The 25,075-nt window shown below is 70.8% G+C and carries 18 protein-coding genes and 1 pseudogene; 5 read left to right on the top strand and 14 right to left on the bottom strand.

Annotation, left to right across the window (positions count from 1 at the left end):
• Positions 1-24: 24 nt before the first annotated feature.
• The 3 genes from ACFP1K_RS22605 to ACFP1K_RS22595 are packed head-to-tail and all read right to left on the bottom strand — an operon-like array spanning position 25 to position 2,587.
• Positions 25-795, bottom strand: coding sequence for an ABC transporter permease (locus tag ACFP1K_RS22605; protein WP_380756555.1), 771 nt, complete (start codon positions 793-795; stop codon positions 25-27).
• The gene (locus ACFP1K_RS22600) at positions 795-1,613 is read right to left on the bottom strand and encodes an ABC transporter permease (protein WP_380756553.1); all 819 of its coding nucleotides are present in this window, start codon (positions 1,611-1,613) and stop codon (positions 795-797) included. Before ACFP1K_RS22600 ends, ACFP1K_RS22605 begins: the two co-directional genes overlap by 1 nt.
• Before the next feature lie 2 nt (positions 1,614-1,615).
• Complete coding sequence (locus ACFP1K_RS22595; RefSeq protein ID WP_380756527.1) at positions 1,616-2,587, bottom strand: ABC transporter substrate-binding protein; 972 nt, start codon at positions 2,585-2,587, stop codon at positions 1,616-1,618.
• A 286-nt stretch (positions 2,588-2,873) separates the two neighbouring features.
• Here ACFP1K_RS22595 and ACFP1K_RS22590 point away from each other — a divergent pair, with 286 nt between their 5' ends.
• Positions 2,874-3,659, top strand: a complete 786-nt coding sequence (locus tag ACFP1K_RS22590; RefSeq protein ID WP_380756525.1) for an IclR family transcriptional regulator domain-containing protein — start codon at positions 2,874-2,876, stop codon at positions 3,657-3,659.
• A 55-nt stretch (positions 3,660-3,714) separates the two neighbouring features.
• Here the strand turns inward: ACFP1K_RS22590 and ACFP1K_RS22585 are convergent, their stop codons facing one another.
• From ACFP1K_RS22585 to ACFP1K_RS22575, 3 genes are all read right to left on the bottom strand, one after another.
• Positions 3,715-5,616, bottom strand: a complete 1,902-nt coding sequence (locus ACFP1K_RS22585; RefSeq protein WP_380756523.1) for an adenylyl cyclase — start codon at positions 5,614-5,616, stop codon at positions 3,715-3,717.
• Positions 5,617-6,031: 415 nt separating this feature from the next.
• Positions 6,032-6,835, bottom strand: a complete 804-nt coding sequence (locus ACFP1K_RS22580; protein ID WP_380756551.1) for an alpha/beta fold hydrolase — start codon at positions 6,833-6,835, stop codon at positions 6,032-6,034.
• A 57-nt stretch (positions 6,836-6,892) separates the two neighbouring features.
• Positions 6,893-7,564 carry a DUF4097 family beta strand repeat-containing protein gene (locus ACFP1K_RS22575; protein WP_380756521.1) on the bottom strand — a complete coding sequence of 224 codons (672 nt, stop codon included), beginning with the start codon at positions 7,562-7,564 and terminating at the stop codon, positions 6,893-6,895.
• A 219-nt stretch (positions 7,565-7,783) separates the two neighbouring features.
• Between ACFP1K_RS22575 and ACFP1K_RS22570 the strand changes: the two genes are divergently transcribed.
• The gene (locus ACFP1K_RS22570; RefSeq protein WP_380756519.1) at positions 7,784-8,518 is read left to right on the top strand and encodes a GbsR/MarR family transcriptional regulator; all 735 of its coding nucleotides are present in this window, start codon (positions 7,784-7,786) and stop codon (positions 8,516-8,518) included.
• A gap of 743 nt (positions 8,519-9,261) precedes the next feature.
• Positions 9,262-10,656, top strand: coding sequence for a glycoside hydrolase family 43 protein (locus ACFP1K_RS22565; protein ID WP_380756517.1), 1,395 nt, complete (start codon positions 9,262-9,264; stop codon positions 10,654-10,656).
• Positions 10,657-10,710: 54 nt separating this feature from the next.
• Here ACFP1K_RS22565 and ACFP1K_RS22560 read toward each other — a convergent pair whose 3' ends face one another.
• The 6 genes from ACFP1K_RS22560 to ACFP1K_RS22535 all read right to left on the bottom strand — a co-directional run bounded on the left by ACFP1K_RS22560 (position 10,711) and on the right by ACFP1K_RS22535 (position 18,874).
• Positions 10,711-12,567 carry an ABC transporter ATP-binding protein gene (locus ACFP1K_RS22560; protein WP_380756515.1) on the bottom strand — a complete coding sequence of 619 codons (1,857 nt, stop codon included), beginning with the start codon at positions 12,565-12,567 and terminating at the stop codon, positions 10,711-10,713.
• Positions 12,564-14,366, bottom strand: a complete 1,803-nt coding sequence (locus tag ACFP1K_RS22555; protein WP_380756513.1) for an ABC transporter ATP-binding protein — start codon at positions 14,364-14,366, stop codon at positions 12,564-12,566. Before ACFP1K_RS22555 ends, ACFP1K_RS22560 begins: the two co-directional genes overlap by 4 nt.
• 365 nt (positions 14,367-14,731) lie before the next feature.
• Complete coding sequence (locus ACFP1K_RS22550) at positions 14,732-15,322, bottom strand: GTP-binding protein (RefSeq protein ID WP_380756511.1); 591 nt, start codon at positions 15,320-15,322, stop codon at positions 14,732-14,734.
• A complete protein-coding gene (locus ACFP1K_RS22545; RefSeq protein WP_380756509.1) occupies positions 15,303-15,653 on the bottom strand; it encodes a DUF742 domain-containing protein in 351 nt (116 codons plus the stop codon). The genes ACFP1K_RS22550 and ACFP1K_RS22545 overlap by 20 nt, the downstream gene beginning before the upstream one ends.
• Positions 15,650-16,075, bottom strand: a complete 426-nt coding sequence (locus tag ACFP1K_RS22540) for a roadblock/LC7 domain-containing protein (RefSeq protein WP_380756507.1) — start codon at positions 16,073-16,075, stop codon at positions 15,650-15,652. The genes ACFP1K_RS22545 and ACFP1K_RS22540 overlap by 4 nt, the downstream gene beginning before the upstream one ends.
• A gap of 30 nt (positions 16,076-16,105) precedes the next feature.
• Positions 16,106-18,874 carry a sensor histidine kinase gene (locus ACFP1K_RS22535; protein ID WP_380756505.1) on the bottom strand — a complete coding sequence of 923 codons (2,769 nt, stop codon included), beginning with the start codon at positions 18,872-18,874 and terminating at the stop codon, positions 16,106-16,108.
• A 395-nt stretch (positions 18,875-19,269) separates the two neighbouring features.
• Between ACFP1K_RS22535 and ACFP1K_RS22530 the strand changes: the two genes are divergently transcribed.
• Positions 19,270-20,037, top strand: a complete 768-nt coding sequence (locus ACFP1K_RS22530) for a helix-turn-helix domain-containing protein (RefSeq protein ID WP_380756503.1) — start codon at positions 19,270-19,272, stop codon at positions 20,035-20,037.
• A gap of 180 nt (positions 20,038-20,217) precedes the next feature.
• Positions 20,218-21,051 (top strand): annotated as a pseudogene (locus tag ACFP1K_RS22525) (FAD binding domain-containing protein); the annotation flags it as partial.
• A gap of 198 nt (positions 21,052-21,249) precedes the next feature.
• Here ACFP1K_RS22525 and ACFP1K_RS22520 read toward each other — a convergent pair.
• Positions 21,250-22,746 carry an arabinofuranosidase catalytic domain-containing protein gene (locus ACFP1K_RS22520; RefSeq protein WP_380756501.1) on the bottom strand — a complete coding sequence of 499 codons (1,497 nt, stop codon included), beginning with the start codon at positions 22,744-22,746 and terminating at the stop codon, positions 21,250-21,252.
• 247 nt (positions 22,747-22,993) lie between these two features.
• Positions 22,994-25,039: a beta-galactosidase gene (locus ACFP1K_RS22515; protein ID WP_380756499.1), complete on the bottom strand. Its 2,046-nt coding sequence runs from the start codon at positions 25,037-25,039 to the stop codon at positions 22,994-22,996.
• Positions 25,040-25,075 lie beyond the last annotated feature (36 nt).

Here is a 25,075-nt window from a genome sequence, read left to right as displayed (position 1 = left end):
CCTTTCGAGGAACCATGGCCCGGGTCATGACCGCTGCGAGCGGCGCAGGCCGTGGTACCAGCTCAGCGCGCGGTTCTCGACGACACGGAACACCAGCGACAGCAGGAAGCCGAGCAGGCCGAGCAGCAGGATGCCGCTCCACATCTCGGGGATGGCGAAGCCGCGCTGGAACTGGACGATGGTGAAGCCGAGCCCGTTGCCGGCCGCGAACATCTCGCTGATGACCATCAGGATGATGCCGAGCGACAGGGACTGCCGCATGCCGGTGAAGATCTGCGGGCTGGCCGCGCGCAGCACCAGGTGCCGCAGCCGGGCCGATCCGCGGACGCCGTAGGAGCGGGCGGTGTCCAGCAGGACGGAGTCGACCGCGCGTACCCCCTCCACGGTGTTCAGCAGGATCGGCCAGACGCAGCCGAAGACGATGACCACGATCTTCATCACGTCGCCGATCCCGGCGAACAGCATGATGACCGGCACCAGGACGGGCGGCGGGATCGCCCGCACGAACTCCAGCGCGGGCTCGGCGAACGCGCGGACCCGGCGGTGGGACCCGATGACGACGCCCGCGGTCACCGCGACGACCACGGCGGCCAGGTAACCGCAGATCAGGCGCAGCAGGCTGGGCAGCACGTCGACGGTCAGCCGCTCGCCGGTCCACACCTCGCCGAACGCGCCCAGGATGGTCCGCAGCGAGGGGAAGTAGAAGTTCGAGCTGTTCGCGGTGGCGAACCACCAGATGACGAAGAGGACGACGGGCAGCGCGAGGGCCATGAGGAGACGGCGGGCGACGCGCATCACGCCACGACCTCTCCGCGCACCGACTGGTGCCACGCCAGCGTCCGGCGCTCCACCGCGCGGGCGCCGAGGTTGATCAGCACGCCGAGCAGCCCGGTGACGGCCACCAGCGCGTACATGTCGGGGACGGCGTTGGACTGCTGCGCCACCGCGATGCGGGCGCCGAGCCCGGGGGCGCCGATGACGAGTTCCGCGGTGATGGCCAGCACCAGCGCGACCGCCGCGGCCAGCCGCACGCCGGTCATCACGTACGGCAGCGCGGTCGGCCACAGGACGTACCGGACCCTGGCCGGGGCGCGCAGCCCGTAGCTGCGGGCCGTCTCCTCGGCGACCGGGTCCACGTCCTGGACTCCGTACAGGACCTGCAGGAGCACCTGCCAGAACGCCGCGTAGGTCACCAGCAGCAGCGTGGAGCGGATGTCCGTGCCGAACAGCAGGACCGCGAGGGGGATCAGCGCGACCGACGGGATGGGGCGGAGGAACTCGATGGTGGACGCGGTGAGCTCGCGCAGCACCGGGACCGCGCCGATCAGCACGCCGGTCACCACCCCCGCGGACGTGGCGATCAGCAGTCCGAGCGCCCAGCCCTTGAGCGTGCCGGCCAGCGCGACCCAGAACGCGGGGTCCGTCACCTCGGTGGCGAGCGCCTGGGCGATCCGGCTGGTCGGCGGGAAGAAGTCGGGTGAGACCAGGCCGGTGCGGGGCACGATCTCCAGCGCCGCCAGAAGCGTGGCCAGACCGGCCACGCCCAGCCACGCCGTGGTGCCCCGGCGGGCGGGGGCGGCCGGCTGACCGCCCCCGGGTGCCTGGTCGTCCACACTCACGGGACGAGCTTGGCCAGATCGGGGGCCGTCGCGAAGAGGCCGTCCTGCCGGCTGAGCTTGGCCAGTTCCTCCAGCGAGGCCCGGTTGGGCTCGGCCGGCCACTTCGGCAGGATCAGGCCGGGCAGGCTCGCGGCGTCGATCTTCGTGTACGTGGTGAGGATCTGGCGCACCTCGTCGGGGTGGGCGTCGGCGTAGGTGAGCGACTCGCGCATCGCCTCCTGGAACCGCTTGACCAGGTCCGGGTTGTCGGCCTGCAGCTTGTCGGAGGTGAAGTAGAGCGCGACGGTCAGGTCCGGCGCGGTGTCGACGAAGTTGGACGCGACGACCCGGCCGCCCTTGGCCTTCACCGCGGTGAGGGACGGCTCGACCACCCACGCCGCGTCGACCTGCCCGGCGTCCAGCGCGGCGGGCATCTGCGGGAACGCGATCTCGACGAACCGCACCGCGCCCGGATCGCCGCCGGCCTTGCGCACCGACGCGCGGACCGAGGTGTCGCCGATGTTCTTGAGGGTGTTCACCGCGACCTTCTTGCCGGCCAGGTCCTTGGCCGACCTGATCGGGCTGTCGCCCTTCACCACGATGCCGCCGAAGTCCTCGCCGTCCACGCCGGTCGAGGCGACGCCGTTGGCCACGCCCTTGATCGGCACGCCCTTGGACTGGGCCACCATCAGCGAGGTCACGTTGCTGAACCCGAACTGGAACTGGCCGCTGACCACGCCGGGCACGATCGCCGCGCCGCCCTGGCCGCTCTCCATCGTGAGGTCCATCCCTCTGCTGCTGAAGAAGCCCTTGTCCTTGCCCAGATAGATGGGCGCGACGTCGAGGATCGGGATGACCCCGACCTTGACGCTGTCGGGCTGCTTGCCGCCTTCCGGCGCGGCCGGCGGGTTCGGGGACGGGGACCCGCAGGCGGTGGATGCGGCCACGAGTACCGCGGCGACGGCGAGTCCGGTGAGCAGACGACGCATAGATCCTCCCTGACCAAGCCCCCGCCGCCATTCAACCGTGTGCGCAGAACGCACAAGATTTCTCATGTTGAACATATGGTTTGCCCTCTCGGGGGTCAACGACATGTCGAAGTCGTTACAGATAGCCAAAAAACCGGCATTTCACCCCGAGAGAGCTGGCCGGACGAGGCGTCGACAGGGGCTCATCGGTTCCTGAGCAGGACGCACGAACGTGCGCCTGGCGAACAATCGTGCCGCTCGTGCTCCAGTAGGCTGGCAAGCCGACTGGGGGAACATGGAGGGACCGATGGCCGACGGGGGACGCGACAGGTTCTTCGTCCAGTCCCTGGAGCGGGGTCTCGCGGTGATCCGCGTCTTCGACGCCGACAACGCCGAACTCACCCTCAGCGAAGTGGCCGCCCGGTCCGGCCTCACCCGCGCCGCCGCCCGCCGTTTCCTGCTCACGCTGGTCGAGCTGGGCTACATGCACACCGACGGCCGCCTGTTCAGGCTCAGCCCGCGCGTGCTCGAACTCGGCTACTCCTACCTCTCCGGCCTGCCGTTCCCCGAGATCGCCGAGCCGCACCTGAAGCGCCTGGTCACCGAGGTCAAGGAGTCGGCGTCCATGTCGGTGCTCGACGGAGACGACATCGTCTACGTGACCCGGGTGCCGGCCGGCCGCATCATGAGCGTGTCCATCATGGTGGGCACGCGGTTCCCGGCGTACATCACGTCCATGGGCCGCGTGCTCCTGGCCCACCTGCCCGCCGACGAGCTCGACCACCGCCTCGGCGAGGTCGCCCTCGAACCTCTCACCTCGCGGACCATCACCTCGGGGCCGGCCCTGCGCGCGGAACTGCGGCGCGCCCGTGCCCAGGGATACGCGATCGTCGACCAGGAACTGGAGGAGGGCCTGCGCTCGGTGGCGGCGCCCATCCGCGACCGCACCGGCTCCGTGATCGCGGCCGTGAACATCCCCGTCCACGCGGCGCGCCACACCGTCGAGGCGATGCGCCGGGACCTGGTCCCGCCGCTGCTGGCGACCGCGGCGCGCATCGAGGCCGACCTGCGCGTGATCACCCCACGCCGCTGAACGAAGACGCCGGGCCGGAAGGGGACTCCGGCCCGGCGCTCGCCCCGGTGCGGGATCAGGGGGCCGGGTAGTCCGTGACGTAGACGGGGGCGCCGATCCTGGTGGTGTCCGCCGGGTCGCCCAGGCCGTTGACGACGTGGTCGATGATGCCGGCGCTGAGGTTGACCGTCATGATGTGGTGCAGTTTGACGCCGGGGGCCTGCGGCACCTCGAAGCCGTTCTCGGTGTGGATCGACGGGTTGTTCTGGTTGAAGACGTAGACGCCGGCGCCGTAGAGGGAGTGCCTCTTCACCCGGTCGCCGACCTTGTAGCCCGCCCAGCCCTCGACGGTGCCGTTCATCCAGTCGGCCTGGGTCGGCGGGTCGTAGGGCAGTTCGTTCTGGTACAGGATCGTCGTGCCGTCCTCGCCGTTCCAGACGGTGTTGTAGCGCTGGAAGTGCTCGACGAACAGCCCGGTCGCGGTCACGCGGTCACCGTTGATGACGGCGCCGTTGCGGCCGACGTTGGTGTTCCAGCGCTCGGTGTCGGTGAATCCCTCGACGCCGTGGTCGGCGCGCCACACCCACGTGTGGTCGATGAGCACGTTGTCGCTGTTGACCTCCAGCGCGACGTCGGTCTTGCCGACGTGCGGGCCGCCGACGCGGAAGTACACGTCGGACAGGGTCGTCGGGTCGGTGGCCCAGGTCCGGTGCCCGTGCCCGTCGTGCTTCTTGCCCACCCGGAGCAGGACCGGCGACTTCTGCAGGCCGGCGTCGATCGTCACACCCGCGACGACGACGCCGGAGACGTCGGCGACGTCCAGCGGAGTGGCCCCTCTGACGGCGGTGAGCGTGGCGTGCCCGAGGCCGAGGACGACCGTGCCTGCGCGCTTGACCTCGATGCTGCGCGCCACGTCGTACACGCCGGGCGTGAGCAGCAGGTTCTTGCCGCGCGCGAGCTGGCTGTTGATGGTCTGGACCGAGTCCGACGGCTTGGCGACGAAGAAGTCGGAGATCGGCACCGTGCGGCCGGGCGTCATGCCGTTGGCCCAGGTGATGCCACTGGTGTTCCGCTGGGCGGAGGGCACGCGCACGTTGTACCGGCCCCGCGCGTCGACGAACAGGTACGGCTTCTCACGGCTGAGCGGTGTGGTGGCGAGGGTGGTGTAGGGCGGGTCGGGGAACGCGGCTTCGTCCGGGGCGCCGACGACGCCGGCGAAGACCTGGTTCCACACGGCGTTGGACCATCCGCCGATCTCGCTGTTGCGGGTCAGCCACTGCTGCTGGGAGCCGTTGGTGACGGCCGGCAGCCTGGAGTCGGCGATGAAGCCGCCGCTGGCGTACTGCGGGCCGGCGGTGCAGTAGTCCATCAGCGACAGGGTGCCGCCGCTGACGTTGAGGCGGCGCATGGACACGGCCTGGGAGACGGCCCAGAAGTTCGCCGACCCCCGGCAGCCGTCCTGCCCCGCCGCGTTGATGTTGATCGACAGGTTGGACAGGGTGCGCCAGAAGTTCACCAGCGCGAGGCAGTTGCCGGTGCCGCCGTCCGCCAGGCAGCGGTTGTAGACCTCGACCTTGCCGTTGATGACCACGTCGGCAGGCGAGGCGCCGAGGCCGGCGATCTCGGTGTAGTACCCGACCTTGATCTGCAGCGGCTGCTCCGCCGTGCCGTACGTGCCCGGCTTGAAGAGGTAGGCGTGGCGCGTGGTGCCCATCTCGTTGTCGACCTGCGCGGCGTGCGCGGCGTCCAGGACGGCCTGGATGTCACCGACCGGCATGCCCGGATCGAAGACGGTCACGTTCCCGCCGAGATCCGTGGACCCGTGGGAGCCCCCCGATCCGGAGGAGGCGGCCGTGGCGGTCGTTCCGGTCGTCATGACGGCGCTCATCAACACGATGCCGAGCGTCAACGCCCGGCCAAGACGCGGGCGGCGGAGCCGTCGCGCGAGACCCCCGTCGCCGGGAGGCTGGATCGTCATGTGGTTCGTCCTTTCGCTGGACACGGGGCGTCGGGATGGAACACGCCGACCGGGGGGGTGAGCGCTCTCGCGCGCCGGTCCATCGGCCGTTGCCATCAACCTGCCTGCTCGGGGAGGGGTGCGGCCGGACACCGCAGGGCAGATCCGAGAGAGCGCTCTCCCACCTCGCCCGAACTTCGATCAGGTCGTGAAAGATGGGTTGGAATGTTTCTACCGTGTGAACCGCGCCTGTGCTAGATCCACGAGGCCCTTGATTTCCCGGCCCGTCCGTGCCGTGCCGCCGCCCGCCGTCCCGTGCGCGGCGGACGGTCGCCTCCCGGCAGCGGAGAAGCTGCCTCCGGGCCCGTGGCCGGAGACAGCTTCTCACCGTGACACCCGCGAAGGCCGATGCCTGGGTCGATCGTCGGTCTGGTCTTCAGCGCCCCCCGCGGTCGAGGGCGGCGACCTCGCGTGCGGCGTCGGCGACGGCGCGGAAGTCCTTGCGCAAGATCGCGCCGTGGTTGCTCGCGACCTTCGCGCTCACCTCGATGTTCGGGTTGCGGGCCGTCACCTTGTCGAGGCTGGTGCGGATGCGCTCCTGCTCGTCGCCGCGGCTTCCGAAGGACGTGCCCGAGGCGACCACGTACCGCGCCGGGACGGTGATGGCGTCCAGTACGGGGGCCAGCTCGCGCTCGCGGGAGATCACGCCGACCTCGATGTTGCTGTCCGCCTGCTGCTCGGCGGTCATCCGCGGGGCCAGGCCCGTCGGGCGCAGCAGCGGCAGGAACCAGCTCAACCGGCGGAACAGCTTCCGGATCCGTTGCTCCATGGCCTCGTCCAGCCAGTCGTAGGGGAACGCGCCGTCGACCAGGACCGCGCCCAGGGTGCGCTCCGGGTTCCGGCCGGTCCAGTGCGCCGCGACGAGCGCTCCGTAGGACCAGCCCACCAGTAGCGCACGGTCCACACCCCTGGCCGCGAGGACGGCGTCGACGTCCCGGACGGCCACCTCGAAGGAATAGTCCGCCGAACGCTTCGATCTGCCGCGGGCCCGCTCGTCGTAGGTGATGTGCCGCCACCCCGGCCCGAGCTCGGCGATGACCCGCCGCCAGTACCCCTGGGTGGCGAACTGGCCGTTGAGGTAGACCACGGGGATACCGGAGCCGCCGGTGTCGGTGACGGCCAGGGCCGTGTCGTCGACCGGCACCATGCCGGTCCACTTCGCCGGGGAAGCGCTTTTCATTGTGTTGTGGTCCACCGGATGACTCCTTCTCGCGGGCTGCGGGCGTGATGTCGTTTCTCAGAGGCTGCGGGCGGTGATGTCGCCGTGCTGGGTGGTCGCGTGGATGTTCAGGCCGGCCGCGGCGCCCTCGGTGTTCTTCAGCGTGTTGTGGATCCGGCCGAGACCGGTGCCGGCGTCCAGGGAGGCGGAGACTCCGGGGGCGGCGCAGACCGTCACGTCGCCCATCAGGGTGCGCAGCACGACCGTGCCGGAGGTGGCCTCGGCGATGTGGATGTCACCCTTCTGGTTGCTGATCTCCGCGGGGCCGGTGAGGCGGCCGACCGTGATGTCACCGGCGTGGGCGGCCAGGCGCACGCTCGCGGCCTCGTCGATCTTGACGACGCCGTGCGCGCCCTCGCAGGCGACCTCGCCGAGCCGTCCGACGACCCGGAACTCGGCGGCGGCCGCCTTCGCCTCGACACGGGAACCGGCGGGCAGCCGGACCGTCACCTCGATGGATCCGGTCTGGCCGAGGATCTGGTTCTTCGCCGGCGGGGCCGTGATCCGCAGGACGCCGTCGCCGAACTCGACCTTGGTCTGCTCGGCCGCCTTCACGTCGCGGCCCTTGGCGGCGTCGGCGGGCAGGACCTCGACGGTGGTGTCGGCCCGGTCGGCGGCGATGATCTGGATGCGCCCGGCGGGGATGTCCAGGACGGCGGAGATCGCGGCGGGGGTGTCGAACTTCTGCATCGTGCTCTCCTTGTGAGCTCGTTGTTTCTGACACCGCAAACGCTACGTTGCGTTCAAGAATCCCGCAACTAGTTCGTTGCTTTATATCGCCATCTCCACAGGTGACAGCCAAGATTTCGTTGCAACGGATGTGGATCTAACGCAATGGCGGATGCCCCGCACGTTGCATTGGGCTGGAGGAGAACGCTACGCTGGCGGCAAGCACGAAGGGAGATCGCTGTGCCGGGAGGCAGACTCACCCATCAGCAACGTCAGCAGATCGCGCTGGGGCTGGCCGACGGCCTCGCCTACGCGGAGATCGCCCGGCGTCTCGACCGCCCCACCTCGACGATCACGCGTGAGGTGATGCGCAACGGCGGCCCCACCGCCTACCGCGCCGACCTGGCCCACCGCGCCACCGAACGCCGCGCCCACCGGCGCAGGCAGGCCCCGCCCCGGGAGCAGGGGGCGCCGGCGCGGGGCCCCGGGCGCGACGACGAGGCCGTGCGTGAGTACGAGGAGGCGTTCACCACCCTCCTGATGCAACAGGGCCTGCCCAAGATGATGGCCCGGGTGCTGACCTGCCTCTTCGTCGCCGACGCGGGCAGCCTCACCGCGTCCGAGCTGGTCCGGCACCTCCAGGTCAGCCCGGCGTCCGTCTCCAAGGCGATCACGTTCCTCGAAGCTCAGGGCCTCATCCGCCGGGAACGCGACGAACGCCGCCGCGAGCGTTACTACGTCGACAACGACGTCTGGTACCAGTCGACGATCGCCAGCGCCCAGGGCATCGCCAAGGTCGCCGAGACCGCACGGCAGGGCGTCGGCGTCCTCGGCCCCGGCTCCCCGGCCGCCGCCCGCCTGGAGAGCATCGCCCGCTTCAGCGACTTCATCAGCGAGAGCATCCTCCGCGCCGCCGAGCAGGTCCGCGAAGTCCTCTACACGAAACCCGAAGCGAGCTCGGACGGCACCGCCTAGCCGAGTTCGGATCGCGAACTCGTGAGTGTGGCGGCCCGGTGAAGGCGACCCGGCCACGAAGGCGCCGTGCGTGTCGACCTAGTTCGACCTGTCATCGTGAGCGCCATCCAACGCAGAGGATAGCCAGGCCGCCGGAACAGCCTGTATTCAATGTGTGAGCGCTAACATAATTCGCCCGTTCCTAACGCCCCTTCCGTCGCGGGACCGGAGTCGGTGGTGGGCGGAGCCAATACGACCCGCCTGCTTTCGTCAACGGCCCGGCGCCTCCCGCCACGACGACGCCGCGCGCCCGAGCACGTCTGGGGTGCGCGGATCGAGGCCGGCCCCGATGCGGCGAGATGAAATTTTCACCTGGCGGAACCCGCGCGGCCCCGCCGCCCCACCCGGGTGATCGGCGCGGGCACCGGACCGGTGACGGCACGCCGCGGCCGTTCGCTCCGGTCGCGGCCTTGACACGTTTCGCCGGGGTTTCCACACTGACCCCGGGACGTCCCCCCTGCCGGAGTCGGTGGTGAACGGCGGGGATCGCCGTACCGCGTGACGCGGTACGGCGACAGGCGGAGCGTCGAGCCGCGCGCGGCTCACCCACGTCCTCTCCTTCCGGCGGCGGCATGCCGTCGTCCCCGCCGGTGCCCTCTGCCTCACCTCCCTCGTCAGCTCCGGTCCTGCGACGGCGGAGGCGACCAGCGCCGGAAACGTGTCTGAGCGGCGAAAGCCGAACCATCTCGCGAAAGGTCAGCCCCATGCCTCCCATGCCCCTCAGCCGCAGAGCGTTCACCCAGGGCGCGCTCGCCTCCGCCGCGCTCGTCGCCACGGGGGTGGCGAGCCCCCCGCGTGCCGCGGCGGCGGCCGCGAACACCGGTTACGTGATGGCCTACTTCACCGAGTCGCCGAGCATGCAGGCCGCCGACTACGGCCTGCACCTCGCGGTCAGCTGGGACGGCCTGAACTGGACGCCGCTGAACCAGAACAACCCGGTGGTCACGCCGACGGCCGGTCAGCTGGGCCTGCGCGACCCGTTCGTGTTCCGCAAGCAGGACGGCACGTTCGTCGTGCTCGCCACCGACCTCAAGGGCACCGACTGGAACAACTACAGCCAGTACCTGCACGTCTGGGACTCCACCAACCTCACGTCGTTCAGCGGGTACCGTCGCGTCCGCATGCACACCATGAGCACCCACACGTGGGCCCCGACGGCCTTCTGGGACGCCTCCCGCGGGCAGTACGGCATCGTCTACTCCGCCAACAACGGCCGCGACGTGTTCATGGTGAACTACACCACCGACTTCCGCACCGTGACCGCCGCCCAGGTCTACTTCAGCCCGAGCTTCGGCGTGCTCGACGCCGACATCGTCGTCGACGGTGCCACCACGTACATGTACTACAAGAACCTCGGTGACGGGTACCTCTACGGCGCGCGGTCCGCCACGGGCGCCCCCAACAGCTACACCACCTACACCGGCGGGCTGAGGCAGGGGAACGGCATCGAGGCGCCGCTGCTGCTGCGGACCAACGAGGGCGGGTGGCGGCTCTGGGGCGATTCGTACAGCCCCGTCAACAACGACTACTACGCCTGGTCCTCGTCCAACATCTCCGGCAGTTCCTGGTCGGTGATCAACCAGCGCGACTACACCCCGCCGCTGAACTCCAAGCACGGCTCGATGACCGGGATCTCCGACGCGGAGTACAGCGCCCTGACGTCCCGCTGGGGCACCCCGAACTGGGTGCGGCTGAAGTCCTCCAACCTCCCGGACCGGTTCGTCCGGCACGCCGACCGCGTCGGCCGGATCGACCCGTACCCCTTCGACCCCTACCAGGACCAGATGTGGCGCATGGTCGCCGGCCTCGCCGACTCCGCCGGGGTGTCGTTCGAGTCGGTGAACTACCCCGGCAACTACCTGCGCCACTGGGACTACGCGATCCGCCTGGAGCAGAACGACAACACCGCGACGTTCCGCGCCGACGCCACCTTCTACCGCACCGCCGGGCTGGCCGACTCGTCCTGGTCCTCCTTCCGCTCCTACAACTTCCCCACCCGCTACCTGCGGCACTACAACTACGTGCTGCGCATCGACCCGCTCAGCTCGTCCTCCAGCGCCACCGAGCGGCAGGACGCGACGTTCCGCGTCACGTCGTAGCGCACAACACCCCGGGGGAGGGCGCCACACCGTCCCCCGGGGTGTGCCGGACGCCTACGACAGGCTGTCCAGCCAGGCGCGGTGCAGGCCCGCGTAGTGGCCGGCCTCGGTGATGAGGCGCTCCGGCGGGCCGTCCTCGACGACGCGGCCGGAGTCCATGACGAGCACCCGTTCGGCGATCTCGACGGTGGACAGGCGGTGGGCGATGATCAGCGCGGTGCGGCCGGTGAGGACGGTCCGCAGGGCGCGCTGGACGAGCCGTTCGCTCGGGACGTCCAGGCTGGACGTGGCCTCGTCGAGGATCACCAGGGCCGGGTCGGCGAGGAAGACCCGCGCGAACGCCACGAGCTGCCGCTGCCCGGCCGACATGCGCCCGCCGCGCTTGCCGACCTGGGTCCGGTACCCGTCCGGCAGCCCGGCGATGAACTCGTGGGCGCCGATCGCGCGGGCCGCCTCCTCGATCTCGGCCGGGGTGGCGGACGGGCGGCCGAACCTGATGTTGTCCGCCACGGTGCCGGTGAACAGGAAGTTCTCCTGCGTCACCGTCACCACGGCCCGGCGCAGCGTGGCCTCGTCGAGGTCGCGCAGATCGACGCCGTCGAGCAGGACGCGGCCCGCCGTCGGGTCGTAGAAGCGCGCGATGAGCTTCGCCACCGTCGTCTTGCCCGCGCCGGTCGCGCCGACCAGCGCGACGATCTGCCCGGCGGGTATCGCGAGGTCCAGCCGGGGCAGGACCGGCACCCCGTCGAGGTAGGAGAACTCGGCCCCCTCGAACCGCACCGCGCCACGCGGGCGCGCGAGCGGCACCGGGTCGGCGGGCTCGGCCACCGCGGGCCGCTCCTCCAGCACGCCGGAGAGGTTGGACAGCGCCGCCCCGGCCGACTGGAGCGTGTTGTAGAACTGGGAGATCTCCTGCAGCGGCTCGTAGAACTGCCGCAGGTACAGCAGGAACGCGGCGAGCACGCCCACCGTGACCGCGTGGTGGAGCGCCAGCCAGCCGCCGTACAGCAGCACGGCCGCGACGGTGAGGTTGCCGATCAGCTTGATGCCCGGCATGAACACCGCGGCGAGGCGCATGTTGCGCGCGCTGGCGTCCCGGTAGTCGTTGTTGAGCTCCTGGAAGATCTCCTGGTTGCGCGGCTCCCTGCGGAACGCCTGGACCGCCCTGATCCCGGTCATCGACTCCACGAAGTGCACGATGACCAGCGCCACCGCCTCGCGGGACCGGCGGTAGGCGATGCTCGACTGGCGGCGGAACCACCGGGTGAACAGCAACAGGATCGGCAGGGGCACCAGCGCGACCGCGCCGAGCGGGAGGTCGAGCACGAGCAGCAGGACCGCGGTGCCGACCATGGTGAGGACGGCGGTGACGATGCTGTCGAAGCCCGACTGAAGCATCTCGGCGATCGCGTCGATGTCGGAGGTGAGCCGCGCGATGACCCGCCCCGAGGTGTACCGCTCGTGGAACGACAGCGACAGCCGCTGGAAGTGGTCGAAGACGCGGCGCCGCATCTCCAGCAGGATGTCCTGCCCGATCCGTCCGGATATCTGGAGGAACGCCTGGCGGGTGAACGCCTGGGTCAGCGCCGCGGCCAGGATCGCCGCGACGGCGGCGAACAGCGTCGTGGTGCCCTCGTGCCGCATCATCGGCGGGATGCCGGAGTCGATGCCGACCTTCACCAGGTACGGGATCGCGAGCCCGGCCGCGTTCGAGACCACGATGACCGCGATCAGCAGGGTGATGGCCCGGCGGTGCGGGCGCAGCAGGTCGCCGAGCAGCCGCCGGGACCGCTCCCGCAGCAGCTCCGACACCTTGTCCGGCAGCTCGTCCTGCTTCTCGGCGGCGACGCCGCGCCAGCGCCCCGGTTCGGCGGTCGCGCGGTCCTTCGCCTCGGGGGCCGTGCTCGTCATCGCAGCGCCTCCTCGTGGTCGAAGTCGGCGTCCTGGGCCAGCAGTTCCCGGTACTCGGGGACCCGTGACAGCAGCTCCTGGTGCACGCCTAGGTGCGCGACGGTGCCGTCGCGCAGCAGCGCGACCTTGTCGGCGAGCAGCACGGTGGACGCGCGGTGCGCCACGATGAGGCCGGTCGCGTCGGCGAGCACTCCGCGCAGCGCCTGCTCGACCAGGGCCTCGGTCTCGACGTCGAGGGCGGAGAGCGTGTCGTCCAGCACGAGGATCCTGGGCTTGCTGAGCACCGCGCGGGCCAGGGCGAGCCGCTGCCGCTGGCCGCCGGACAGCGTCATGCCCTGCTCGCCGATCCGGGTGTCGAGGCCCCACGGGAGGTCGTAGGCGAAGGTGGCCTGGGCCGTCTCCAGCGCCTCGCGCAGTTCCTCCTCGGTGACCGTGCCGCGGCCGAGGGTGAGGTTCTCCCGCACGCTCATCGAGAACAGCGTCGGCTCCTCGAAGGCGGTGGCGACCATCGAGCGCAGCGCGGGCAGCGTCAGGTCGCGGATGTCCCGCCCGTCGATGGTGACGCGGCCCGCGGTGACGTCGACCAGCCTCGGCACCAGCGCGGTCAGCGTCGTCTTGCCCGACCCGGTGGCCCCGACGATCGCGACCGTCTCGCCGGGCCGCACCTCCAGCCAGACGTCCCGCAGCACCGGCCGGTCGGCGCCGGGGAACCGGAAGCCGGCGCCCTCGAACCGCAGGTGCCCGCGCGGCCGCTCGATCACGCCGGTGCCGCCCACGATGTCCGGCTCGGTGTCGAGCACCTCCATGACCCGGTCGGCGGAGGTCATCGCCTCCTGCGCCATCGCCAGGATGTAGCCGAGCGACGCGATCGGCCACACGAGCTGGAGCATCAGCGTGATGAACGCCACCAGGGTGCCGAGCGTCAACGTGCCCGCGCCGACGGCCATGGCGCCGAGCAGGAGCACCAGGGCCAGGGTGACGTTCGGGATCACCTCGAGGAAGGTGAAGAAGCGGGACGCCAGCCGCACCTTGTCCATCGAGACGCCGTAGATCTTGCGCGCGGTGTCGTCGAACTCGGCGAACACGTGCGGCCTGCGGCCGAACGCCTTGATGGTGCGGATCCCGAGCGCCGCCTCCTCCACGTAGGTGGCGATGTCGCCCTGCATGTCCTGCACCTGGCGGGAGATGCGGCGGTACTTCTTCTCGAACCGCAGCGACACGGCGAAGATGGGCACCGCGGCCGCCACGATGAGCAGCCCGAGCGGCCAGTACATCCGCAGCAGCAGCACGGTCACCGCGATCAGCTGCACGATGTTCATGACGAGGAACAGCAGCCCGAACCCCGAGAACCTCCGGATGGTGGACAGGTCGGTCGTCGCACGGGACAGCAGCTGCCCCGACTGCCAGTCACCGTGGAAGCTCATCGGCAGCCGCTGCAGATGCCGGTACAGATCGTCGCGGATCGCCGTCTCCAGCCCGAGCACCGCCCTGGTCTGCGACCAGCGGCGCACGAAGGTCAGGAACGCCTCGGTGGCGCCGAGGGCCAGCGCGAGCAGCCCGAGCGCGAGGAGGGCGTCGCCGTCCCCGTGCACGACCGGCCCGTCGATGATCTCCTTGCCCACCAGCGGTATCGCGACGCTGGTGGCGAGACCGGCCATGGTGACGAGCCAGATGAGGATCAGGCGTGGGACGTAGGGACGGAGGTAGGGCGCGAGCCGCCGCAGCGAGCGGGCTCTGCCGCGGCGGGGCTTTTCCAGGAAACCAGAGGCAGGGTCGGCGTCTTTACCGTCGGAAGGCATGAATAAGGGCACTCCTTACGTGTCAGCGCGGATCGGCGCGGTGGTCGGGTGAAGGGGGCTGGGGGGTCGCGCGGAAGGGGGCGCGAGAAGCCACAGTCGCAGGCGTAGTCTTCACGTTCCAAGCCTGTTGCTCCCCGATCAACCGGTTTTGCGGCCGAGCGGAATACTCCACACACCGGCCGGCGGCCCCGCATCGGCATACCCACGACGCGGGACGCGCTCCCACCCGAGCGGTGTGAGGACACGGCGAAAAGGCGCCGGGCCTGCGCCTCATCTCGGCGAAGGCCCGGCGCCCGCCACGCGGTGACGACGGTCAGGGTCCGGGACGCGCGGGAAACGTGCCGTCCGGGCGGACGGCACCGGGGTCAGCGGAACGAGCCGCCGACCGCGTAGGTGACCAGGGTGGTCAGGACGTCCCTGACCGAGTTCCGGTCACGGACGTCGCACATCAGGATGGGGGCCACGCCGTCCAGGCCGAGGGCGCGGCGGATCTTGAGCGGGTCGTGGCGGCGGGCGCCGTCGAAGCAGTTGACGGCGACCACGAACGGCAGGCCGCGCTGCTCGAAGTAGTCGACCGCGGGGAAGCAGTCCTGGAGCCGGCGGGTGTCGGCGATCACCACGGCGCCGAGCGCGCCGAGGGCCAGCTCGTCCCACATGAACCAGAACCGGTCCTGGCCGGGGGTGCCGAACAGGTAGAGCCACAGCCCTTCGCGGACGGTGATCCGCCCGAAGTCCAGCGCGACCGTCGTGGTGGTCTTGGCCTCCACGCCGGAGACGTCGTCCACGCCGACCCCGCGCTCGCTGAGCAGTTCCTCGGTGTGCAGCGGGCGGATCTCGCTGATCGAGCCGACCATGGTCGTCTTGCCGACCCCGAAGCCTCCGGCGATGAGGATCTTGATGGCCATCGCCGGAGCGGCGCCGGTGGCCGCGACCCGATCAGAGGCTACGTAGCGCATGCAGCACTTCCCTGTAGATGCGTTCGTCGATCGCCTGCGCGGCAGGCTGAGGTCGTTCGATGGTCACGAGGCCCTCGCGCCGCAGGTCGCCGAGGATCACACGGGTGATGTTGATCGGCAGGCGCAGCTGCGCGGCGACGTCCGCGACCGGGGTGGGGTTGCGGCACGTCGAGAGGACGGACAGGTACTCGGGGGTCAGGTCCGCCTGCTCGAAGGGCATGCCGACGGTCGTGACGATTGCCACCAGGTTGAAGGATTCGCCAGGTGGGCGTGCACGGCCGCCGGTCAGTCCGAAGAGCCTGACCAGCGGCCCGGGATCCTCTCCCGTCACGGCCTTATACCGTTCCAGGCAGGAGCTGGAGCGGCGGACCGCGGCAGTGTGGACAGGTGCTCGCCGACGCGCTTGACCAGCAGCGCCATCTCGTAGGTGACCATGCCGAGCTCGGCGTCGCCCGTGGAGATCACGGCGAGCCGCGCGCCCTGCCCGGCGGCGGTCACGAACAGGAAGCCGTCCTCCATCTCGATGATGGTCTGCCGGACGCCGCCGAGCCCGAAGTGGCGCCCCGCGCCGAGGGCGAGGCTGTGGCTGCCGGCGGATATGGCGGACAGATGCTCGGCGTCCTCCCGGGTCAGGCTCCGTGAGCCGCCCATGGCGAGACCGTCGGCGGACAGCACGATGGCGTGCCGGATGCCGGGGACGCGCTGCGTCAGGTCGTCGAGCAGCCAGCTCAGTTCGGGTCGGGTATCGGGCATGGGTTGGCCCTCCTTTCGGTTCCGCTTCTACTACTTCTGTCCGGCCTCGCCGCGGCCCTGCCGCCAGCCGCGCTGCATGGACGACATGATGTTGAGAAGCTCTTCTGGGGAGCGCACGGTGACCTCTCGCTGCTCCGCGGCCTGTGCGTGGCGCAGCTGGGGGGCCAGGTTGGCCTGCCGCACCCGCATCGGCAGCCCGTCCAGGTCGTCCTCTTCGGTGCTCGGCATGTACGCCGCGTTCGGTGTGAGCGCGCCGGCCGGCCGTGGGGATCCCTGGGGGGCCGCCGGTGCCGCGGAAGGCGGCGCCGGACGTGTCCTCGGGGCGGCGTAGGCCTCGGGGGCGGGCCGTGGTCCGGCCACGAACCAGTCGGACGGAGGTTCCAGGACCGGGCCACGCCGATCCGGTCCCACGGGAGCGCGGTTCCCGCCGTAGCCGCTGTGCGCGCCGAGCGGTCCGTGTCCGCCTGGGGCGCCGTGCGCGCCGATCGGCCCGTTCCCGGCCTGGCCGCTGTGCGTGCCGACGGGTCCGTTCCCGCCTGAGCCACTGTGCCCGCCGATGAGCCTGTTCCCGCCGGGAGCGGTCTGTCCGGTGAGGGGTCCGTTCCCGCCGGCGGTCTGTCCGGTGAGGGGGCCGTTCCCGCTGGGGGAGCTGTGCGCGCCGACCGGTCCGTTTCCGCCGGGACCGCTCTGTCCGCCGCCGGGCCCGTTCCCGCCGGGTCCGTTCTGCCCGCCGTAGGTGCCGTTCCAGCCGGGCGGCTCGGGATCGTCGCCCGGGCTTGACAGGGCCCGCGGTGCCGCGTGCGACGCCGTTGTTAGCGCTCGCATCTGGCGGGCGGCCGAGGCGGGGGCCTCGGCGACGGCGGTGGGATCCCAGCCGGCGGTGTCGGTGAGGCCCGGCTGGGCCGCGTCGCCGGCCGGGGTCGCGAGCAGGGAGATGGGCAGCAGGACGATGGCCGTCGTGCCCTCGTACGGGGAGCGGCGCAGCGAGACCTTGATGCCGTGCCGGGCCGCGAGCCTGGCCACCACGAACAGGCCGAGCCGGTCGGTGTCCACCAGGTCGAACTCCGGCGGGTCGGCGAGCTTGGCGTTGAGATCGTCGAGCACGGTCTGGCTCAGCCCGAGACCGCGGTCCTCGACCTCCAGGGCGAAGCCGTTGGCCGCCTTCATGCCCCGCACCTGCACGCTGGTGTCCGGCGGAGAGAAGACGGCGGCGTTCTCCACCAGCTCCGCGACCAGGTGGATCACGTCGGCGACCGCGACGCCGAGCAGCGGCGGGGCCTGCTGCATGGGCGGCACGACGACCCGGGTGTAGTCCTCGACCTCCAGTACGGCGCTGCGGACCACGTCGAAGATCGACACCGGGTCGCGCCAGCGGCGGGCGGGTGTCGCCTCGGACAGGATGACGAGGTTCTCCGCGTGCCGCCGCATGCGGGTGGTCAGGTGGTCGAGCCGGAAGAGGTCCTCGAGGATGTCAGGCTCCTCCACCCGGCGCTCCATGGTGTCCAGCAGCGTGAGCTGGCGGTGGAGCAGCGCCTGGTTGCGCCAGGCGAGGTTGAGGAACACCTGGCTGACGCCCTTGCGGAGCCGCGCCTGGTCGACCGTGGCCTCGATCGCGGTCCGCTGGACGGCCGAGAAGGCCTCCACCACCCGCTCCACCTCGGCGGTGCCGGCGGACTCCAGCTCCGGGGCCTCGGTGGCCGGGTCCACGTCCTCGCCCGTGCGCAGCCGCTCGACCAGGCGCGGCAGCCGCCGCCCGGCCAGCTCGACGGCCGACTTCTGCAGCCGCCTCAGCTCGCGGATCAGGGAGAAGCCGAACCGGTAGGACAGCACGATCGACGCGAAGATCGCCAGCAGACCGATGCCCAGGATCAGCCCGATGCGCCAGTACGCGCTGACCTTGCTCGCCTGCCGCCCCTCCTCCGACCAGAACAGCTCGTACTGGGTGTCGCGGACGATGCTCTGCAGCAGCAGGTCGGCGTCGCTCTTCCACAGGCCGGGTTCCACCGGGGGCGCCTCGTTGGTGCCCCAGTTGAAGAGCTTGTCCTCCACCGCCTGCACGCGCTTGTAGGGCAGGCTGCGGACCATGTTCTCGTAGTGGATGCCCAGCGCGGGCCGCATGTCGCGGCCGGCGTCCGCCATGACGAGGCGGCGGCTGCTCGTCGCGGCGACGAACGCCGCGCGGTCGGCCGGGGCCATCCGCTGGCGCACCATCGCGCTGGTGAGCAACGCGTTCTCCCGGCTGAGGTATTCGGCGCCGGCGATGTAGGCCGCCATGCCGCGCAGTGCCCGGTAGGTCGACACCTCGCTCAGCGTGTCCCCGTCACTGAGCTGGCGGTACGCGTCGTCGATCAGCTTGTTGTACGACTGGATGATCCGCAGGGGCGGCAGGAGCCTGCCGCCGTCGGCGGAATGCCGGATCGACTGGAGCGTGTCCAGGGTCCCCACGAGGGTGCGCAGGTCGCCGGCGGTCCCGGGGTCCTGGTTCGGCGGGGGCGACACGATCAGCTGGCGCAGTCTGTTGATCTGTTCGTCGGTCACCCGGCGCTGATCGGCCAGTACCGGGTCGCCGCTGATGGCGTAGACGGGCACCTGGACGGTGGCCTGACGTTCACGCTGGAGGTAGTAGACGAGCTGCAGCACCGGTGCCCCGATGGCCTGCCAGCGGCTCTGCGTCCGGGAGATCTCGCCGATCTCCTGGACACCGGAGTACGCGATCACCCCCCACAGGGCGACCATGGAGACCAGGGGAAGCACGAGAATCCTGAGCAGCTTCGTGCGGATCGGTCGGGGCGAGCTCATCCAATCAAGTCCAATGTGCGTGTGCTGTGCGCCGCTGGGCGGCAGTGGGCTGACGCCTTCCCCGGGAGCCCCCCACGGCTCGTGCGCCGGTTGACCGGCCCCACTATGCCTACTGGGACATACGTGCCTCAAGACGACAATGAGAAGATTGCATATCGATGTGCATTGAGAGCGGCATTTTTCTCGCACTCTGTCACCGATGGCCCATGAATTCCACGAAACGTCACCGAACCCGGTGTCGTGGTCATGGTCAAGGACGATGAGGGCCGTTCCCGCGTCGCGGGCGGGGCTCGAAGGGCTCGAATCCTCCGATGGCCGGGGCGGAAAAGCGCGACCGGGGCCCGCTGACCTGGCAATATCAACGCTAACGTAAATTGGTACCGATGATATCCGGCATGTCTGAGCACGACTCGGAGGGGCGCCGGCGAGCGGAGGTCCCCTTCGCGCGCAGCATGCCGGCCGAGCTGTCGCTCCCCGCCGAGCGGCTGCTGTGCAGTGGCGGGCTGGGCTGGCGCACGATGCTCGCCCGCGCCTACGCCGACCCCCCGCGCGCGGAGCAGTTCACCACCGCGCATTCGTGCGACCTGCTGGTCGTGCTGGTCACCAGCGGGACGTACGACGTCGAGAGCCGCAAGGGCCGCCGCTGGGATCGCGCGCACTACCACCCGGGATGCGTGGGGGTGACCGCGCCCGGCAACGTGAGCGTGCTGCGCTGGCAGGCCACGTCCGCGCAGCGCCTGGAGTCGCTGCACGCCGACTCGATCGCGCGGATGATCGCCACGCACCTGCTGTGCGGCCCGGAGCCGGAGGTCGCCGCCGAGGTGCGGCCCGCCGTGCTCGGCGAGTCCGCGCTGCGGCGCGTCACCGCGTACATGCACGAGCACCTGCACGAGGACGTGAGTCTCGACGACCTCTCCGCGGAGACGAACATCAGCAAGTACCACCTCCTGCGCGCCTTCGCCAAGGCGACCGGGTTCACCCCGTACCGCTATCTCGTGCGGCTGCGGATGAGCCGGGCCGCCGACCTGCTCCGCGACACCGCCCAGCCGGTGCTGCACATCTCCACGGCCTGCGGTTACCGCAGCCCCGGCCAGTTCACCGCCGCCTTCCGCCGCCACTTCGGCGTGTCCCCCACCGCGTTCCGCCGCCGGTTCCACCACTGATCGCGACGCGGCCGTACCGCGCAATCCCGGGCCAATATCGCGCAATCGCCGGCCAGAACGCCCCGGCGTCCTCGGACATCCTGAGAACGTGCGTCCCTTCACCCTGCCCCAGACCACGGCCGTGAGGATCGTGCCGGAGGTGGCCGGCACCGTGCCCGCCGTCGCGAAAGTGGCACGGTCGTGAAGCCCTTCCATTACCTGCGCGCGGACTGCCTGACGTCCGCCGTCGCCGCAGTCGCCGGGGAGCCGGGTGCGTTCTTCCTCGCGGGCGGGACGACCCTGGGGGACCTGATGAAGATGGAGGTGGTGACGTCCGGCACGGTGGTCGACGTCCGTCACCTGATCTCCGACCGGATCGAGGAACTGCCGGACGGCGGCCTCCGGGTCGGGGCGGGCATGGTCGGCGGCGAGCTCGCCGCCGACCGGCGGATCAGGCGCCGCTACCCGATGCTCTCCCAGGCGGTCCTGGCCGGGGCCTCCGACCGCCGCCACCTCGATACCACCGGCGGGGACCTCCTGCAGCGCACCCGCTGCGTGTGCTTCCGCGACCTCGCCGCCTCGTGCGACAAGCGCGCGCCGGGATCGGGTTGCTCCGCACGGCACGGGAACGAGCGCGACCTCGCGATCCTCGGCGCCTCCGAGGCGTGCGCGGCCACCCATCCGTCCTGCGTGGCCGGGGCCATGGCCGCGCTCGACGCGGTGGTCCACACCCACGGCCCGGCGGGGTCCCGGGCGATACCGGTGACCGGACTGCACCGGCTCCCGGGCCGCGCGCCCGAGCGCGACACCGTGCTCGACCACGGCGAGCTGATCACGGCCGTCGATCTGCCGCCCCTCCCGTTCGCGGTCACGTCGTGCTACCGGACGGTGCGCGGCCCCGCGTCGTCCGCGCCGGTCTCGGTGGCCGCCGCGGCCGACATCCGCGGCGGCGTCGTCCGCGACGTGCGCCTCGCTCTCGGCGGCGTGGCGCACAAGCCCTGGCGGGCGGCCATCGCGGAGCAGGAGCTGCGCGGCGCGCCCGCGACGCGGGACAGCTTCCGCGCGGCGGCCGAGGCCGAACTGGCCGCCGCCCGGCAACGCCTTCAAGGTCCCGCTCGCCCGCGACGCCGTCGTCGGTGCGCTGCGCGCACTGACCGAGGAGACACGAGGACCGTCACGCGGGCTCCTCACCTGACCTCGAAGCCGAGGCCAGGTGAGGACGCCGCCACAGCCTCAGCGGTAGCCGGCGGCGATGACGTTGGCCTGGACCGCGTTCTCGGTCGCGTCGGACGGGTAGCCGGAGACCATGGCTCCTTCGTAGAAGGTCCCCTGGCTCTGGTTCCTGTTGTCGATGCAGCAGTCACCGCCGCTGCCGAGGATGATGGCCCCCTGCTTCCGCATGGGGCTGTATCCCCGGGGAAGCGCGCCGTCCCACAGGGTGGTCACGCCGCCGGACTGCGCGTTGCCGCCCTTGATCGCGAATCGCGAGGTCCCGTTGTTCTTGAGCATCGCGGTGACGAACTTGTTGTTGAAGGCTCGCTGGTTCGGGTTCCAGGAGGAGCTGCCCCCGGGGTAGAGCCCGTATTCGAGGTCCGCCTGGACCCAGGGGCCGGACCCGGAGCACCCGCCGAACCAGCAGCTCGAACCGAAGTAGATCGCGTCCATGGCGCCGGCGCCGTCGGCTCTTCTCGTCGTCTCGCTGTTGCCGTAGTCGAAGCAGCAGCCGCTGTTGTAGTGCGTGCCGCTGGTCACCATGTACATGCCCTCGGGCGCGCTGCCGGTGGGAACGCCCGTCAGGTGGCCGTCCCTCCAGTAGCTGTTCCCGGGATTGATGTAGAGCGAGTAGGCCTTGCTGCCGCCGACCGTCAGCGACTCCGTGGTCGCGCTCGCCGGGCTGGCGGCGCCGCCGATGCCACCGGTCCCCTGATAGGTGAGGTTGTTGCCGCGCCCGGACTGGTCGTAGAGGACGGTGATGACGCACGAGGTGCCGGCGCAGAACGAGTCCTGGGCCGCGGCGTTGGCGACGCCGCCCGTGGTCAGGACGCCGATGTTCCTGGTCGTGCTGTCGGACGAACGCCTGACCTGGTAGAGGTTGCCGGTGTACGACCGGTAGAGGGCCCGCGCCGTGCTGTGCGCGGCGATGCACGGCGTGCCACCTTCGCCGTAGATGTCGCACGGCTTGCTGGACGCCGTCGGTGTCGGTGTCGGCGTCACCGTCGGCGTCACCGTCGGCGTCACCGTCGGCGTCACCGTCGGCGTCACCGTCGGCGTCACGGTGGGTGTCACTGTCGGTGTCTGCGACGGGCTCGGCGAGCCGGTCACGCTGCCGGTGCAGGTCGTGCCGTTGAGGGCGAAGGCCGCCGGCACCGGGTTGCTGCCGTTCCAGGTGCCGTTGAAGCCGATCGCCGTGCTCGCGCCGGTGCCGAGCGTCCCGTTGTACGCGGCGTTGGTGACCGTGACCTGGGCTCCCGACTGTGTCACCGAGCCGTTCCACAGCTGGGTGATCGTCTGTCCGGCGGCGAACGACCAGGTCAGCCGCCACCCGTTGATCGGGTCGCCGATGTTGGTGATGTTGATGTTCGCGCCGAAACCACCCTGCCACTGGCTGCTCACGGTGTAGCTGACGCGGCATCCGGCCGCGGCATTGGCGACGGGTGCGGTGACCGCGGTCACCGCGGCGGCCGCGATGGCGACCCCGGCGGCGAGCCAGAGCCGTAAGCGAGGTTTCATGAGGCCTCCAGGGCCGGGGACGGTGAGGCGCCGATGTTAGCGCTCACAATTTTGCGCCCGACAATTCCGGATGCTCGGAGAGCGAGGCGCTGGTTTGTTTCGTGGAGCAAATACGAGACCGCCGGATTCCGTCAACTCCCCTCCGGCGCCGCCGGGTGCCGGCCGGCCCGGATCCCTGGTACACCGGTCGATCTGGCGTGTGGTCGCCGCTGAAAGTTTCGGGACGGCGCCGCGCGCCTCTCGCCGATCAGGATGATCGGGCGGGCGCCTGCCGTGCCGTCTGGATCACCGCCGCGCCGAGGGGGGCCAGGGTGATCTCGCCGGCGGCGGGGGTTCCGGTGAGGAGGTCGGTCCCCGGGACGGCCAGGGGGACGGTGGCCGGCAGGCCGGCGTCGTGGTTGAGGAGGAAGAGGTACTCGTGGCGCCCGTTCTCCCGGACGGCGCACTCGACGTAAGCGGGCACGCCGGGGAAGCGGCTCTCCACTCCCGCGGCGCGTACCTCGTCGAGCAGCACCTCGGCGAAGGCAGCCTCCTCCAGCAGGGTCGCGAAGTACACGACGCGGCCGGAGCCGTAAGCGTTGGCGACGACCGCGGCGCGACCTTCGAGCAGCCCGTCGGCGTAGGTCGCGAGCGCGGTCCCGGTCTCCAGGTGGATGTCGTCGCGCCACCAGGTCGCGGTCGCGGTGCGCCCGCCGGTGAACCTGACCGTGAACTCCTCTTCCGGGCGGGCCGGCCAGTACTCGTCGATCCTGGCGCCGATGAGGCCGCGGAACGCCCCCGGGTAGCCGTCGGGGCGGACGCGGTTGCACTCGTCCACCACGCCGGAGAAGAAGGACATGACGACGGTGCCGCCGTCGCGGGCGAAGGCGGTGACGGCCTCCACGCCCCGGTCGTCGATGAGGTAGGCGTTGGGGACGACCAGCACCTTGTACGGCGTGAGGTCGCTGTGCGGGGACACGACGTCGACGGCGTGGTGCCGCTCCCACAGGGGTGTGTAGTGGCGCATGACGGTGTCGGCGTAGCTGAAGTCGTTGCGGGGCAGCCCGGCGACCTCCTCCAGTCCCCACCAGCCGTTCCAGTCGAACAGGACGGCGACCTCGGCCCGCGACGTCGTCCCCGCGACGGGGGCCAGCAGCCCGGCCTCGCGGCCGAGGCCGGTGATCTCGCGGAAGGTCCGCGAGCCGGGGCCGGAGTGCGGCAGCATCGCCGAGTGGAAGCGCTCCTGGCCGCCGCGGCTGGCGCGCCACTGGAAGAACATGACCGAGTCTGCGCCGCGGGACACCGCCTGCAGCGAGCCGAGCCGCATCCGCCCCGGCTCCTTGACGACGTTGAGCTTCCACTGGCTGACGGCGCTCGCCGCCTGTTCCATGAGCATCCACGGCTGGCCGCCCTTGAGCGAGCGGAACAGGTCGTACTGGAAGGCCGCGGACACGTGCGAGTCGGGCTGGGCGGGGTCCGGGTAGATGTCCAGGGCCGCCGCGTCCTCCTCCTCGGCCCATCGCCAGTAGTCGGCGTGCCGGTAGAAGCGCATGAAGTTGGTCGCGATCGGGATGTCGTCGCGGTAGGAGCGGACGATGTCGCGCTCGGCGACGTAGCACTCCAGCAGGGCGTCGGAGGTGAAGCGCTTGAAGTCCAGGATGCGGCTGGGGTTCATCCAGGTGCGCGGGATGTTCGGCACCTCGATCTGGTCCCAGTCGGTGTAGACCTGGCTCCAGAAGCGGGTGGTCCACGCCTCGTTGAGGGTGCCGAGGTCGCCGTACCTGCGCTTGAGCCAGCGGCGGAAGGCGGCCGAGGCGGCCTCGGTGTACGCCGTGGGGCCGTACTCGTTGCTGATGTGCCACATGGCGAGCGCCGGGTGGAAGGAGTAGCGCTCGGCGAGCCGGGTGGTGATGTTCGCCGCGTACTCCCGGTAGATCGGCGAGGAGGGGTCGTAGTGCAGGCGGTTGCCGAACCCGAAGCGCTCGCCGTCCGCCATGATCGGGAAGATCTCGGGGTGCCGGTGCGTCAGCCAGACGGGCGGCGCCGCGGTCGGGGTGGCCAGGTTGACCGCGATGTCGTTGTCGTGCAGGAGGTCCATGACCACGTCCAGCCAGGCGAACTCGTACTTGCCGGGTTCGGGTTCGAGGGACGCCCAGGCGAAGACACCGAGCGAGACCACGTTCACCCCGGCCTCGCGCATGAGCCGCACGTCCTCCCACCAGACGGCGGGGTCCCACTGCTCGGGGTTGTAGTCGCCGCCGAACGCCAGGCCGCCGACCCGGCGGGTGAAGCCGTGCATGCGAGGGGTGGTCACGTGAGCGCTCCTGTGGTGATGCGGGTGCTTGCGCAT

This window comes from Sphaerisporangium aureirubrum, assembly GCF_042658925.1.
Lineage (GTDB): Bacteria > Actinomycetota > Actinomycetes > Streptosporangiales > Streptosporangiaceae > Sphaerisporangium > Sphaerisporangium aureirubrum.
Note: the sequence above shows the minus strand (reverse complement) of the source record. Positions and strands in the feature narration are given on the sequence as shown.

What these genes read in the sequence shown, in the direction of transcription:
- ACFP1K_RS22605 (WP_380756555.1), bottom strand. Translation starts at nt 795, where the DNA reads ATGCGCGTCGCCCGCCGTCTCCTCATGGCCCTCGCGCTGCCCGTCGTC.
- ACFP1K_RS22595 (WP_380756527.1), bottom strand. Translation starts at nt 2,587, where the DNA reads ATGCGTCGTCTGCTCACCGGACTCGCCGTCGCCGCGGTACTCGTGGCC.
- ACFP1K_RS22590 (WP_380756525.1), top strand. Translation starts at nt 2,874, where the DNA reads ATGGCCGACGGGGGACGCGACAGGTTCTTCGTCCAGTCCCTGGAGCGG.
- ACFP1K_RS22585 (WP_380756523.1), bottom strand. Translation starts at nt 5,616, where the DNA reads ATGACGATCCAGCCTCCCGGCGACGGGGGTCTCGCGCGACGGCTCCGC.
- ACFP1K_RS22580 (WP_380756551.1), bottom strand. Translation starts at nt 6,835, where the DNA reads ATGAAAAGCGCTTCCCCGGCGAAGTGGACCGGCATGGTGCCGGTCGAC.
- ACFP1K_RS22575 (WP_380756521.1), bottom strand. Translation starts at nt 7,564, where the DNA reads ATGCAGAAGTTCGACACCCCCGCCGCGATCTCCGCCGTCCTGGACATC.
- ACFP1K_RS22565 (WP_380756517.1), top strand. Translation starts at nt 9,262, where the DNA reads ATGCCTCCCATGCCCCTCAGCCGCAGAGCGTTCACCCAGGGCGCGCTC.
- ACFP1K_RS22560 (WP_380756515.1), bottom strand. Translation starts at nt 12,567, where the DNA reads ATGACGAGCACGGCCCCCGAGGCGAAGGACCGCGCGACCGCCGAACCG.
- ACFP1K_RS22555 (WP_380756513.1), bottom strand. Translation starts at nt 14,366, where the DNA reads ATGCCTTCCGACGGTAAAGACGCCGACCCTGCCTCTGGTTTCCTGGAA.
- ACFP1K_RS22550 (WP_380756511.1), bottom strand. Translation starts at nt 15,322, where the DNA reads ATGCGCTACGTAGCCTCTGATCGGGTCGCGGCCACCGGCGCCGCTCCG.
- ACFP1K_RS22540 (WP_380756507.1), bottom strand. Translation starts at nt 16,075, where the DNA reads ATGCCCGATACCCGACCCGAACTGAGCTGGCTGCTCGACGACCTGACG.
- ACFP1K_RS22535 (WP_380756505.1), bottom strand. Translation starts at nt 18,874, where the DNA reads ATGAGCTCGCCCCGACCGATCCGCACGAAGCTGCTCAGGATTCTCGTG.
- ACFP1K_RS22530 (WP_380756503.1), top strand. Translation starts at nt 19,270, where the DNA reads ATGTCTGAGCACGACTCGGAGGGGCGCCGGCGAGCGGAGGTCCCCTTC.
- ACFP1K_RS22520 (WP_380756501.1), bottom strand. Translation starts at nt 22,746, where the DNA reads ATGAAACCTCGCTTACGGCTCTGGCTCGCCGCCGGGGTCGCCATCGCG.